This is a genomic window from Erysipelothrix urinaevulpis (genome assembly GCF_009828835.1).
Lineage (GTDB): Bacteria > Bacillota_I > Bacilli_A > Erysipelotrichales > Erysipelotrichaceae > Erysipelothrix > Erysipelothrix urinaevulpis.
The window spans coordinates 72,382-84,311 of record NZ_WTTB01000003.1 but is presented as its reverse complement, the minus strand read 5'-3'; the positions used below and the strand labels follow the sequence as shown (position 1 = coordinate 84,311).

16 protein-coding genes are annotated in these 11,930 nt (G+C 34.7%); all 16 read left to right on the top strand.

Annotation, left to right across the window (positions count from 1 at the left end; all coding sequences use genetic code 11):
* Nucleotide 1 precedes the first annotated feature (1 nt).
* Nucleotides 2–115: a 50S ribosomal protein L36 gene (gene rpmJ / locus GVV10_RS04200; protein WP_159519906.1), complete on the top strand. Its 114-nt coding sequence runs from the start codon at nucleotides 2–4 to the stop codon at nucleotides 113–115.
* A 14-nt stretch (nucleotides 116–129) separates the two neighbouring features.
* The gene (gene rpsM / locus GVV10_RS04195; protein WP_159519904.1) at nucleotides 130–495 is read left to right on the top strand and encodes a 30S ribosomal protein S13; all 366 of its coding nucleotides are present in this window, start codon (nucleotides 130–132) and stop codon (nucleotides 493–495) included.
* Nucleotides 496–520: 25 nt separating this feature from the next.
* Nucleotides 521–910 carry a 30S ribosomal protein S11 gene (gene rpsK / locus GVV10_RS04190; RefSeq protein WP_159519902.1) on the top strand — a complete coding sequence of 130 codons (390 nt, stop codon included), beginning with the start codon at nucleotides 521–523 and terminating at the stop codon, nucleotides 908–910.
* Nucleotides 911–947: 37 nt separating this feature from the next.
* Nucleotides 948–1,907: a DNA-directed RNA polymerase subunit alpha gene (locus tag GVV10_RS04185; protein ID WP_159519900.1), complete on the top strand. Its 960-nt coding sequence runs from the start codon at nucleotides 948–950 to the stop codon at nucleotides 1,905–1,907.
* 11 nt (nucleotides 1,908–1,918) lie between these two features.
* Complete coding sequence (gene rplQ, locus GVV10_RS04180) at nucleotides 1,919–2,281, top strand: 50S ribosomal protein L17 (protein WP_159519898.1); 363 nt, start codon at nucleotides 1,919–1,921, stop codon at nucleotides 2,279–2,281.
* Nucleotides 2,282–2,396: 115 nt separating this feature from the next.
* Entirely contained in the window at nucleotides 2,397–3,485 is a 1,089-nt protein-coding gene (locus tag GVV10_RS04175; RefSeq protein WP_159519896.1) for a DUF871 domain-containing protein, read from the top strand.
* On the top strand, nucleotides 3,482–4,345 hold the full coding sequence (locus GVV10_RS04170) for an N-acetylglucosamine kinase (RefSeq protein WP_159519894.1): 864 nt from the start codon (nucleotides 3,482–3,484) through the stop codon (nucleotides 4,343–4,345). Before GVV10_RS04175 ends, GVV10_RS04170 begins: the two co-directional genes overlap by 4 nt.
* A 107-nt stretch (nucleotides 4,346–4,452) precedes the next feature.
* Nucleotides 4,453–4,635: a hypothetical protein gene (locus tag GVV10_RS04165; RefSeq protein WP_159519892.1), complete on the top strand. Its 183-nt coding sequence runs from the start codon at nucleotides 4,453–4,455 to the stop codon at nucleotides 4,633–4,635.
* Nucleotides 4,636–4,702: 67 nt separating this feature from the next.
* Nucleotides 4,703–5,929 (top strand): peptidase T, encoded by a 1,227-nt coding sequence (gene pepT, locus GVV10_RS04160; protein WP_159519890.1) that lies wholly within the window; start codon nucleotides 4,703–4,705, stop codon nucleotides 5,927–5,929.
* An 11-nt stretch (nucleotides 5,930–5,940) separates the two neighbouring features.
* Nucleotides 5,941–6,768 (top strand): energy-coupling factor transporter ATPase, encoded by an 828-nt coding sequence (locus GVV10_RS04155; protein WP_159519888.1) that lies wholly within the window; start codon nucleotides 5,941–5,943, stop codon nucleotides 6,766–6,768.
* Complete coding sequence (locus GVV10_RS04150) at nucleotides 6,744–7,583, top strand: energy-coupling factor transporter ATPase (protein WP_159519886.1); 840 nt, start codon at nucleotides 6,744–6,746, stop codon at nucleotides 7,581–7,583. The genes GVV10_RS04155 and GVV10_RS04150 overlap by 25 nt, the downstream gene beginning before the upstream one ends.
* Nucleotides 7,580–8,377 carry an energy-coupling factor transporter transmembrane component T family protein gene (locus GVV10_RS04145; protein ID WP_159519884.1) on the top strand — a complete coding sequence of 266 codons (798 nt, stop codon included), beginning with the start codon at nucleotides 7,580–7,582 and terminating at the stop codon, nucleotides 8,375–8,377. The genes GVV10_RS04150 and GVV10_RS04145 overlap by 4 nt, the downstream gene beginning before the upstream one ends.
* On the top strand, nucleotides 8,377–9,111 hold the full coding sequence (gene truA, locus GVV10_RS04140) for a tRNA pseudouridine(38-40) synthase TruA (RefSeq protein WP_159519882.1): 735 nt from the start codon (nucleotides 8,377–8,379) through the stop codon (nucleotides 9,109–9,111). The genes GVV10_RS04145 and truA overlap by 1 nt, the downstream gene beginning before the upstream one ends.
* A gap of 96 nt (nucleotides 9,112–9,207) precedes the next feature.
* On the top strand, nucleotides 9,208–9,645 hold the full coding sequence (rplM, locus tag GVV10_RS04135; protein ID WP_159519880.1) for a 50S ribosomal protein L13: 438 nt from the start codon (nucleotides 9,208–9,210) through the stop codon (nucleotides 9,643–9,645).
* An 8-nt stretch (nucleotides 9,646–9,653) separates the two neighbouring features.
* Complete coding sequence (gene rpsI, locus GVV10_RS04130; RefSeq protein ID WP_159519878.1) at nucleotides 9,654–10,061, top strand: 30S ribosomal protein S9; 408 nt, start codon at nucleotides 9,654–9,656, stop codon at nucleotides 10,059–10,061.
* Nucleotides 10,062–10,432: 371 nt separating this feature from the next.
* Nucleotides 10,433–11,794, top strand: coding sequence for an RNA-binding domain-containing protein (locus GVV10_RS04125; protein ID WP_159519876.1), 1,362 nt, complete (start codon nucleotides 10,433–10,435; stop codon nucleotides 11,792–11,794).
* The last annotated feature ends 136 nt before the right edge of the window (nucleotides 11,795–11,930 follow it).

The following is an 11,930-nucleotide window of genomic DNA, read 5'->3' as shown; positions in this document are numbered from 1 at the left end:
GATGAAAGTTAGACCATCTGTAAAACCTATGTGCGAAAAATGTAGAGTTATTCGCCGTAAAGGTAGAGTTATGATTATTTGTGAAAATCCAAAACACAAACAAAGACAAGGATAGGAGGACGTCATTATATGGCTCGTATAGCAGGAATTGATATTCCACGTAATAAGCGTGTAGTAGTGTCATTAACATATATTTATGGTATTGGTGATAAAACAGCAAGAGATATCTTAGCAATCACAAATATCGATGAGAACATTCGTGTTCAAGATTTAACTGAAGAACAAGTTACAGCAATCCGTCGTGAAGTTGATAAAATGAAAGTTGAAGGAGATCTTCGTCGTGAAGTGAACCTTAACATCAAACGATTAATGGAAATCGGTAGTTACCGTGGAATCCGTCATCGTCGCGGATTACCAGTTCATGGGCAACGTACAAAAACAAATGCCAGAACACGTAAAGGTAAACGTCGTGCAGTAACAGGTAAGAAAAAATAAAAATTTAAATTAGGAGGAATTCGTAATGGCAAAATCAAAAGTAACTCGCAAACGTCGCGTTCGTAAAAATGTACCGCGCGGAGTTGCACATATTCACTCGACATTTAACAATACAATTGTTTCAATTTCGGATGAACAAGGTAATGTTCTTGCGTGGTCAAGTGCTGGAGCTCTAGGCTTTAAAGGTTCCCGTAAGTCAACACCATATGCAGCACAAATGGCTTCAGAAGCAGCTGCAAGAGCGGCAGTTGAACACGGCATGAAAACAGTTGAAGTAAGCGTAAAAGGACCTGGTCCTGGACGTGAATCAGCAGTTAGAGCACTTCAAGTTGCTGGATTAGAAATTAGCGTCATCAATGATGTTACACCAGTTCCACATAATGGATGCCGTCCACCAAAACGTCCACGTGGATAAAAATTATACACATACAAAATCGAGGAGGTATTCATAGATGAACAAGTTCGAACGTGCAGAGTTTGAAGTAAAAGAATTAGATGAAACAGCTCATTATGGAAAATTTGTGATCGCTCCACTAGAACGTGGATTCGGTACAACAATGGGAAATGCCTTGCGTAGAGTCTTATTATCTTCATTGCCTGGAGCATCAGTTTATTCAGTTAAAATTGAGGGTGTATATCATGAATTTACATCTATCAAAGGTGTTGGAGAAGACGTTACTGGAATCGTATTAAATGTAAAAGATTTAATTCTGAACATTAGCGATTCAGAAACATATACACTTCGCATCTCCGAAAAAGGTCCTAAAGTTGTGACAGCAGCAGATATTGAATGTCCAACAAATGTGGAAATTTTAAATCAAGATCATATCATCGCAACACTTGCAGAAGGTGCTGTTCTTGAGATGGAGCTTAAAGCAAGAAATGGTCGTGGATATGTTAGTTCTGATGAAAATAAACAACTTTATCAGAGTTCATCACAAGGGATTGGCACGATCTTTACTGATTCTATTTATACTCCAATTGAAAGAGTACAATATTCAGTTGAACCTACTCGTGTAGGACAAGACTCGAAATATGACCGTTTAATTATGGAAGTTTGGACAAATGGTTCAATTAAACCACAAGTTGCACTTTCATTAGGATCTAAAATTCTTATGGACCATCTTGAGCAAATTGTTGCAATTAAAGATGAAGTTTATGAAAGTGATTCAGTTATTAAAGAAGATGTCACTGGAGTAGAAAATCCAATGGCTACAATGATGATTGAAGATTTAGATCTTTCTGTTCGATCATATAACTGCTTGAAGAGAGCAGGTATTCAAACAGTTGAAGAATTAACAATGAAAACCGAAGATGAAATGATGCGAATCAGAAATCTTGGTAAAAAATCACTCAAAGAAGTTAAAGATAAGTTATTTGACTTAGGTTTAGACTTTAGAGTATCTGAATAGGAGGAAGTAGAATGGGAAATCGTAAATTAGGTCGTGACGGAGCTCATCGTAAAGCATTACTACGTAATCTTTCAACAAGCTTAATCGTCCACGGTAAAATTGAAACAACTGAAAAGAAAGCTATGGAGTTACGTTCATTTACAGATAAATTAGTAACATTAGCTAAGAAAAATGATCTTCACTCACGTAGACAAGCTGCAAAAATTGTTTACAATGTGGTGGCAGATGAAAAAACAGGACAAACAGCTCTTCAAAAATTATTTGATGAGATTGGTCCTAAATACCAAGACCGCAATGGTGGTTATACTCGCGTAATCAAGACTGAAAAACGTCGTGGTGACGCAGCCGACATGGCAGTCATTGAGTTTGTTTAATAAAAACTAAACCGCTACGGCGGTTTTTTTCTAATAGAATATGTTTTATTTTGGGAAAGTTGTACCAATGAAAAAAATATGATGTATGATATAGAAGAAAGAAGAGGAGAATATAATGAGAAAATTAGGTATTTCTATTTATCCTAACAAGTCTACAGTTCAAGAGATGAAAGACTACATTGTTAGAGCTGAAAAAGCAGGGTTTTCAAGAATTTTTTCAAACTTATTACAAGTTACGAAATCTAAAGAAGAAGTAATTGCTGAGTTTATTGAAATTAATACATTTGCGAAAGAACATGGTTTTGAAATTTTTGTTGATGTATCACCAAAGGAATTTGAAACTTTAGGGATTAGTCATACAGACCTTTCATTCTTTAAAGAGATTGGTGCTGATGGAGTTCGTTTAGATGCTGGTTTTGGTGGTAAACCTGAAGCAGATATGACCTATAATCCAGAGAATTTATTGGTTGAAATTAACATGTCAAATGATACTCATGTTATTGATAATATTATGGACTTCATTCCAAATAAATACAATTTAGTTGGATGCCATAACTTCTATCCACATCCATATTCAGGGTTACCAGAAGCTCATTTCTTAAAAGCTACAGAAAACTTTGATAAATATGGTTTACGTACTGCAGCATTCGTTACAAGTCAAACAGATGGTGTTTTTGGACCTTGGCCAGTTGACGATGGAATTGTTACATTAGAAACTCATCGCTATTTACCTGTCGATGTACAAATTAAGGATTTCGTAGCGATGAATGCAGTTGATGATATTATTATTTCAAATTGCTTCCCTTCAGAAGAAGAAATGCAAGCGATTGAAAAGATTGACTTGAGTGTCGTTAACTTTGAGGTAACATTAGTTGATGGATTAACGGATGTTATGAAGAAAATTGTCTTAGAGGAACCACATTTTAACCGTGGTGATATTAATGACTATTTAATTCGTTCAACCATGTCTCGTGTTAAATATAAAGGTGAAGCTTTCCCATTGTTTAATGCACCAGATATGATTCGTCGTGGCGATATTGTGATTGAATCAGAGTTGTTTGGTCATTATGCTGGTGAACTTCACATTGCACGTCAAGACATGAAGAACACAGGTAAATCAAATGTTGTAGGTCGTATTCGTGAGGAAGAAATCTACATTCTTGATCGCATTAAACCATGGCAACGTTTCCAATTTAACTTATGAAATATTTTTTAGGCGTTGATGCGGGTGGTACATCTACCCGCTTTGTTATTTTTAATCATGAAGGTGAATTACTTGATGTTTTAAAATTGGAGAGTATTCATTTTATGAAGGTTGACGATGCAACCATGAAAGAAAGACTCATGGAAGCGAGAATTTATTTTGGAGAACGTTATGACCTTGAAGAGACATTTGTAGCCATGGGGCTTGGAGGTTATGGACAAAATCTTGAAATTCGTCAACGCATTGAAAATGTTGTTTATTCTGTGTTTCCCAATGCTTATTTAACCAACGATGCGAAATTTGCAATGATTTCTGCTTTAAATATGCAGGATGGAGTTTTTGTAATATCAGGGACAGGGTCTATTGCTTTTAGAAGCAAAGATACCATTGAGTCCCGTCGTGGTGGATATGGGTATTTAGTTGGGGATGAAGGAAGTGGTTTTTGGATTGGTAAAAAACTGTTGGAGCGCTTCACTCAAGAGGCTGATGGTCGCATTCCAAAAACAGAGTGTTATTCAGTCTTAATGAAAGAACTCAATCTATCGACACCGTACGATATCGTTCCATTGGCAAGTTCTCAAGACACAGATTATCGAACATGGGTAGCATCCCTTGCTGGATTGTTATCGAATGTTGAGTCTGTCCAGGATATCTATGCCAAAGCTGGGCGTGAATTAAGTCGCTTGGCAAATAGTTTTAACATCAAAGAACAAACTAATATTGCCTTTGGTGGTTCAGTCTTGGTTCATCAGGAAACAGTAAGAAAAGAACTAATCAAAAACTTAGATCCACTGTATAATATTTTAGAATTTGAGCATGAGATTGAATACAGTGCTTATTTAATTCACAATAGTTTATAACACCTAATCTAGGTGTTTTTTTATGAACTTAGTGTGTACTTTTACCCTATGTCTTTAGTTATAAACAAGAGTGTGTTAAACTAGTACTAAAGAAAGGGAGGCCCGTAATGAAAAAATTCTTACCTTTAGCAATGATAGGAGCAGCCGTCGGTGCCACAGCTTACTATGTTGATCGTAATAATAAAAAGCATGTTGAAAAAACCCTTGATGCTTTGGATGAAATTAGTAAGACTGCCGAAGAAACAGTTGCTGCACTGTCAAGTGAAGTCATAGACAACGAAGAAGCTTAGTTTGAAACTAAGCTTTTTTTTGTTTGATTTGTGCTAAAATAGATAAGATAGAGAGGTCGAGGATATTATGAAAGAAAAACTATTAGAAAGATTAGTACGATATTGTAAGATAAACACGAGGTCTGATGAGAATTCAACGTCTGTTCCATCGACTAAGATTCAATTTGATTTAGCAAATGTATTACTAGAAGAGTGTATTGAAATTGGGTTAAGTGATGTTTCGATGGATGAGCATGGTATCGTTACTGCATTGTTACCAAGTAATCTTGATAGAAAGGTTCCAACCATTGGTTTTATAGCTCATATGGATACAGCTGATTTTAATTCTGAAAACGTTGTTCCAAGGGTTATTGAAAATTATGATGGCAAAGATATTGTCTTGAATGAAGCATTGGGTATTATTAGTAAAGTTGATGTGTTTCCTAACTTGAAAAATCATATTGGAAAGACATTGGTTGTAACTGATGGGACGACATTGCTTGGAGCGGATGATAAGGCTGGTATTGCGGCGATAATGACTGCAATGGATAAGATGATTCAAGATCCATCAATTCCTCATGGCGACATTAAAATAGCCTTCACAATTGATGAAGAAATCGGTACAGGGGCATCTTACTTTGATGTTGAAGGATTTGCTGCTGATTTTGCGTATACTTTAGATGGCAGTGCATTGGGAGAATTGGAATATGAGACATTTAATGCTGCCTCAGCTTCCATCACATTCAATGGTGTGAGTGTTCATCCAGGTTCTGCGAAAGATACCATGGTGAATGCTTTAGTCCTTGCTCACGAATTTTATGCTGCCTTGCCACACTATGAACGTCCTGAACATACAGAACATTATGAAGGATTCTATATGCCAATGGAGTTGAATGGAAATTCAGAATCAGCAACACTAACATTTATTATCAGAGATCATGATCGAGCTCAGTTTGAAAATCGTAAAAAAACACTTCATAAAATAGGAAAAGAAATGAATGCTCGTTATGGTCATGAGCATGTTACTGTTAAAACAGATGATACCTATTATAATATGCGTGAAGTGATTGAAGAAAAAATGGAAATCGTAGATTTAGCAGTTTCCGCAATGAAAGCATTAAATATTGAAGCAAAAATTTCACCAGTAAGAGGTGGGACGGATGGTTCTAGACTGTCGTTTGATGGACTTCCAACACCTAATCTTTTCACCGGTGGAGAAAACTTCCATGGACGTCATGAATTTGCCGTTGTGGAAACGATGGAAGCAGCAAGTAACGTGATTGTTAAAATTGCTGAAACTAATACAAAAATCTAAGGAGTGGTAATTTGAAACAATTAACAGTTAAAGATCTTGTGTTTTCTTACGATGGTAAGAAAAATGCTGTTGATAATGTAAATTTTGAAGTTCGTAAAGGTCAATATGTGAGTATTATCGGACATAACGGAAGTGGAAAATCGACCATGGCCAAGTTACTTATTGGTTTACTAGCAGCAAATCGTGGTGAAATATCAGTTGACGATTTACATCTAACAGAAGATACAGTCTATGAAGTACGAGAAAAAATTGCAATTGTTTTCCAAAATCCAGATAATCAATTTATTGGTTCGACTGTTCGTGATGATATAGCATTTGGTTTAGAAAATAGAAGCATTGAACCAAGTGAAATGGATGAAATTATTGAAACCTATGCTGCAGAAGTTGGGATGAGTGACTACTTAGGCCATGAGCCTGGAAAATTGAGTGGTGGTCAAAAACAACGGGTAGCGATTGCGGGTGCCTTAGCGATGCATCCCGATATTTTAATCTTGGATGAGGCAACAAGTATGTTGGATCCTCGTGGAAAAGAAGAAGTTAATCAATTGGTACATCGTTTGCACACTGAGAATAAAATGACGATACTCTCGATTACGCATGACATTGAAGAAGTTATATTTAGTGACTATGTCATTGTTATGAACGAAGGAAATATTGCTTTACAAGGTACACCTGAAGAGGTATTAAAGCAAAGTGATCGTTTAGTTAGATTACAATTGGATGTTCCCTATTCTGTTAAATTTAATCAAGCGATGAAGAAAAAAGGAATCAAGTTAAAGAACTCATTTGATTTAGAAGGAATGGTGAATGAATTATGGGAATACAATTCGAAGAAGTAAGTTATGAGTATAGTCCCAATACTCCGTTTGCTCACCATGCTTTAAAGAATATCAACTGTGAAATAAACTTAGGAAAACTAACGGCTATTGTGGGTGAAACTGGGAGTGGAAAAAGCACATTGGTCCAACATCTTAATGCACTTTTACAACCCACATCAGGTAAAGTTACTATATTGGGTCAAGAGGTTGTTGCGAAACAAAAAGCTAAAGGATTAAAAGCATTACGAGCAAAGGTTGGGTTGGTTTTTCAATTCCCAGAAATGCAACTTTTTGAGGAAACAATTTATAAAGATGTGAGTTTTGGTCCGAGTAATTTTGGTTTTAGTGAAACTGAGTTGAAACAAAATGTTGAGGAAGCTTTGAAAATGGTAGGGATTGATGAGTCTTTGTGGGATCGTTCTCCCTTAAATTTATCAGGTGGTCAAAAACGACGTGTGGCGATTGCGGGCGTACTAGCAAGCAATCCAGAAGTGATTGTGTTAGATGAGCCAACGGCTGGTTTAGACCCTCAAGGTAGTAAAGATATGATGCAGTTATTCTTAGACTTAAAGAACAAACATCAAAAAACAGTGATTATGGTAACCCATGATTTAGACCATGTTTTAAACTATGCTGATGATGTTTTACAACTTGAAAAAGGGGAAATTATCTTTAGTGGTTCAAGCGATGATTTCTTTCAGCAACTTGAAGAATCAACCTTTGTCTTACCTAAAACTCTACAATTGAAAAAAATGTTAGCTGAGAAAGGCTTTGATACAACTGGAGCAATTGATGTCGAAGAGATTGCAACGTGTGTTAAGGAGGGGTTACGATGAATAATATTACGTTAGGGCAATACGTACCCTTAGATTCAAAAATTCATCGAATAGACCCACGTATGAAAATTGTGGCCATGATTATTTTAATGGTTGGGGTTATGATTGTCCCTAATTTCTACGGGTATGCTTTTCTATTTACAGTACTTACGATTGTTATTCTTATTTCGAAATTAACAATTTCTTATGTCATTAAAGCCATGAAACCAATGTTAATGATGATGATCATACTCTTTGTTTTAAATATGTTTCTAATTAAAACAGGTAAACTATTAATTGATTTTTGGTTCATTAAAATCTATTCAGATGCGTTGTCTCAAACCTTATTTATTGTCTTTCGTTTGATGTTGATGGTGATGGTTACAACGTTACTTACGGCAACGACTGCACCGTTAGATTTAACTTTAGGTATTGAAGACTTACTCAAGCCATTTCAAAAAATTGGTGTGCCTGCGCATGAGATTGCCATGATTATCTCAATTGCTCTGCGTTTTATACCCACACTCATTGAAGATACGCAACGAATCATGAACGCGCAAGCGAGTCGTGGGGTTGATTTGCAAGAAGGATCATTTAGAGAAAAAATCTCAGGTGTTATTTCCATGATTGTTCCTTTATTCATTTCGAGCTATCATCGCGCAGAAGACTTAGCAGATGCCATGGAAGCACGTGGATATTTCCCAGGAAAAGAAAGAACACGTTACAAACAATTAAAAATACGTTTTACTGATTGGCTTGTGTTAGCCATCACGATTGTGATTGTAGTGGGTGTTCAAGCAACAGGGCGATTTTAATGAGATATAAAGTAACGGTGTCTTATGATGGAAGTCAATTTCACGGATGGCAAATTCAAAATGAAGTACGAACAGTACAAGAAGAACTTGAAAAATGTTTATCAAAAATTGTAAAAAAACAAACAACAATTCATGGGTCGGGTCGAACAGATGCGAAAGTTCATGCTTCTAGACAAGTCTTTCACTTTGATGCATCGTTAAATATGACCTGTGATAATTGGTATAAAGCATTGAATGCTCTATGTCCTGATGATATTTACATTCAGAAAGTTGAAGAAGTTGATGATGATTTTCATGCTCGTTATGATGTCACAAGCAAAGAGTATTGTTACTATGTAAATATGGGCGACTATGATGTTTTTAATAAAAATTATGTTTATCAATTTAATCATGTGTTAGATGTAGGGCAGATGAAAGAAGCTGCGAGTTATTTAATCGGGACTCATGATTTTACAAGTTATAATGCGACACCACTTGATGAAATAGAAAATCAAGTGCGAACTCTTTATGCATTAGAAATTACCCAAAAAGATGATGTTTTAGAATTTAAAATTACGGGGACAGGTTTTCTACGTTATATGATTCGAATGATTGTTGGAGCATTAATTGAGTGTGGAAAACACAAACTAAATCCTGAAGATATAAAAGAAAAATTAGAATTGAAAACCAAGGCTACAGTGCCATTTAGAGCACCGGCGGAAGGCTTATACTTAAAACGCGTTAATTATGATTAAATAATTGACAAATGAAATTAGAAAACGTATAATAAGTATCGGCACTTATGCCAATTGTAGCCCCGGAAACTACATTTGGTTAGGAGGAAATTAATTATGCGTCAAACAACTATGACGAAACCAGCAGAGGTTGTGCGCCAATGGTACGTAGTCGATGCAGCTGACAAGACTTTAGGTCGTATGTCAACAGAAATCGCTAAGGTATTACGTGGAAAGCATAAACCAACATACACTCCAAACGTTGACTGTGGAGATTACGTTATTGTAATCAATGCAGACAAAATCGTTTACAGTGGAGATCAAGAAAGTAAAAAGTTCTATTATAACCATTCATCATTCCCAGGTGGATTGAGAAAGCGTTCAATTGGAACAATGCGTGAAAAATTTACTGTAGAATGGGTTGAAAGATCAGTTCACGGTATGTTACCACATACAAAACTTGGTGACAGACAACGCAAACATTTGTTTGTATACAAGGGTGAAAATCACCCACATGCGGCTCAACAGCCTATTGAATTAGAAATCAAAGGATAGGAGGAAATATGACACAGAAGAATAAAAATACTGTAACTTATATGGGTACAGGACGTCGTAAGACATCTGTTGCACGTGTTTATTTAACTCCTGGAACAGGTGTGGTTACTATTAATCACAAGCCGATTGAAGAGCATTTACCATCAGAATTACTACGTATGACTGTTAATTCACCATTTGAAACAACAGCAACAACTGGTACATTTGATGTTAATGTTAACGTTAAAGGTGGCGGCTTAACAGGTCAAGCTGGAGCAATTCGTCATGGTATCTCACGTGCTTTATTAGAAGCATCAGCAGATTACCGTCCAGCGCTTAAAGCTGCAGGATTCTTAACACGTGATCCACGTCAAAAAGAACGTAAAAAATACGGTCTACGCGGAGCTCGTCGTGCACCACAATTCTCAAAACGTTAATCTTATTAACAGTAGAATACTTATACAAACCATTGTCGCAAGGCAATGGTTTTTTTATTTCCGAAAATAACGCCACAATATCTTAATAATGATAAATATTATTTAATTATAGATAGTGGTAAATAGTGCTAGAAAGTGCTAAATAATCCTAGATAATGCTAGATAATCCTAGATAATGCTAGATAATGCTAGATAATGCTAGATAATGCTAGATAATGCTAGATAATGCTAGATTGTGCTAGATTGTGCTAGATTGTGCTAGATTGGCTAGATTGTGCTAGATTGTGCTAGATTGTGCTAGATTGTGCTAGATAATGCTAGATAATAGGTTATAATAAGAATATAAGATAATAATACATTGGAGGTGTGTTATGAAAGAAGAAAATAATAAATTAGAGTATAAAATATCTCTTCCAACAGATAATTCAAAGTGGTTAAAAAGTATAGTGTCTTTTAGTAATACATCTGGAGGAGAATTAGTAATTGGTGTTGATGATAAGACTAAAGAAATTGTAGGTATTGACGAATCTAGATCCGAATTAGAAACTAAAATAATGGATGCAATTTATAACAATATTTTACCTAAACCAATTGTAGATATTGTATTTATGAACATTGAAGATAAAGATATATTAATTATTCAAGTTTCAAGAGGTAATGAAACACCTTACTTTATAAAAAACAAAGGAATTGTTGAAGGAACTTATGTAAGGTTTGGATCAACTGACAGAGTGGCAACGGACGCTCAATTAGAAGAAATTAAATTAAGTAGTAAAAGAGAGAGTTATACTAATCTTGAATTTTATGAAAATAATAAGATGAAATTAATCTCAATTGATGAAATTAATACGTTCTTAACATATTTAAATAAGAATAACATTGAGAGAACAATTACAATTAATAAGTTGTTAGAATGGAAATTAATTAAGTCTAACTTTAATAAATATTATGCTACTAACGGTTATATGTTGTTAACAGATAATCCATTTAATAATAGTTATATCAAAATAGGATTATTTAATGGAAATGATAAATCTAATTTAATTAGCAATGAAACCATAACTGGATCACTAATCGAGCAATATGAAAAATCACTTATAATAATAAACGAAATGCTATATAAAGGTTATAGCTTTAAGAAAATTAGAAAAAAAGAATTTATGATTCCAGAAGTTGTAATAAGAGAAGTACTTGCTAATTCGATTGTTCATAGAAACTATTTTGATAACCACCCGATAAGAGTTGAAATATATAGTGATAGAATAGAGTTTTATTCACCAGGATCATTATATGATGGATTACAACTCGAGGACATATTAAGTGGTTTATCAAAACTAAGAAATGTTAATATTGCCGAAGTGTTTCACTCATTAGGATATATTGAAAAATGGGGTTCAGGAATTCAACGTTCGAATAATGCTTTGGTATCTGCAAACATGAATAAATTAAATATTGATGCTGAAAGCATACATGGAATAACTGTAACTATATTTTTTGAAATATTAGATGATAAAATAGAAAATGAAGAAAAAGAGAAAATAAATGCTTTAGATGTTTTTGATTTTTATAAACCAATTGCTGATAATATAACACGTAAAAAATTAGAGAAAGATTTTAATTTAACATTAAGACAAGCAAGATCCATTCTAGAAGAACTGCAAACGAAGAACTTAATAGCAATGAGAGGTAGTGGACCATCTACATATTATGAAATTATTAAAAAAGAGAAGTAATAAAATAATGCAACACACATCGATAATACGCACTCTACAGTAGGCGTGCAATTCTCAAAACGATAATCAATATTTTCGTTTTCAAATCAAAGTCATTGCATTATGCAGTGGCTTTTTTGTATCTAAATTCATAAAT

What these genes read in the sequence shown, in the direction of transcription:
- GVV10_RS04165 (WP_159519892.1), top strand. Translation starts at nt 4,453, where the DNA reads ATGAAAAAATTCTTACCTTTAGCAATGATAGGAGCAGCCGTCGGTGCC.
- GVV10_RS04145 (WP_159519884.1), top strand. Translation starts at nt 7,580, where the DNA reads ATGAATAATATTACGTTAGGGCAATACGTACCCTTAGATTCAAAAATT.
- rpsK (WP_159519902.1), top strand. Translation starts at nt 521, where the DNA reads ATGGCAAAATCAAAAGTAACTCGCAAACGTCGCGTTCGTAAAAATGTA.
- GVV10_RS04170 (WP_159519894.1), top strand. Translation starts at nt 3,482, where the DNA reads ATGAAATATTTTTTAGGCGTTGATGCGGGTGGTACATCTACCCGCTTT.
- rpsM (WP_159519904.1), top strand. Translation starts at nt 130, where the DNA reads ATGGCTCGTATAGCAGGAATTGATATTCCACGTAATAAGCGTGTAGTA.
- GVV10_RS04125 (WP_159519876.1), top strand. Translation starts at nt 10,433, where the DNA reads ATGAAAGAAGAAAATAATAAATTAGAGTATAAAATATCTCTTCCAACA.
- GVV10_RS04175 (WP_159519896.1), top strand. Translation starts at nt 2,397, where the DNA reads ATGAGAAAATTAGGTATTTCTATTTATCCTAACAAGTCTACAGTTCAA.
- GVV10_RS04185 (WP_159519900.1), top strand. Translation starts at nt 948, where the DNA reads ATGAACAAGTTCGAACGTGCAGAGTTTGAAGTAAAAGAATTAGATGAA.
- rplM (WP_159519880.1), top strand. Translation starts at nt 9,208, where the DNA reads ATGCGTCAAACAACTATGACGAAACCAGCAGAGGTTGTGCGCCAATGG.
- rpsI (WP_159519878.1), top strand. Translation starts at nt 9,654, where the DNA reads ATGACACAGAAGAATAAAAATACTGTAACTTATATGGGTACAGGACGT.
- GVV10_RS04150 (WP_159519886.1), top strand. Translation starts at nt 6,744, where the DNA reads ATGGGAATACAATTCGAAGAAGTAAGTTATGAGTATAGTCCCAATACT.
- rplQ (WP_159519898.1), top strand. Translation starts at nt 1,919, where the DNA reads ATGGGAAATCGTAAATTAGGTCGTGACGGAGCTCATCGTAAAGCATTA.
- pepT (WP_159519890.1), top strand. Translation starts at nt 4,703, where the DNA reads ATGAAAGAAAAACTATTAGAAAGATTAGTACGATATTGTAAGATAAAC.
- truA (WP_159519882.1), top strand. Translation starts at nt 8,377, where the DNA reads ATGAGATATAAAGTAACGGTGTCTTATGATGGAAGTCAATTTCACGGA.
- rpmJ (WP_159519906.1), top strand. Translation starts at nt 2, where the DNA reads ATGAAAGTTAGACCATCTGTAAAACCTATGTGCGAAAAATGTAGAGTT.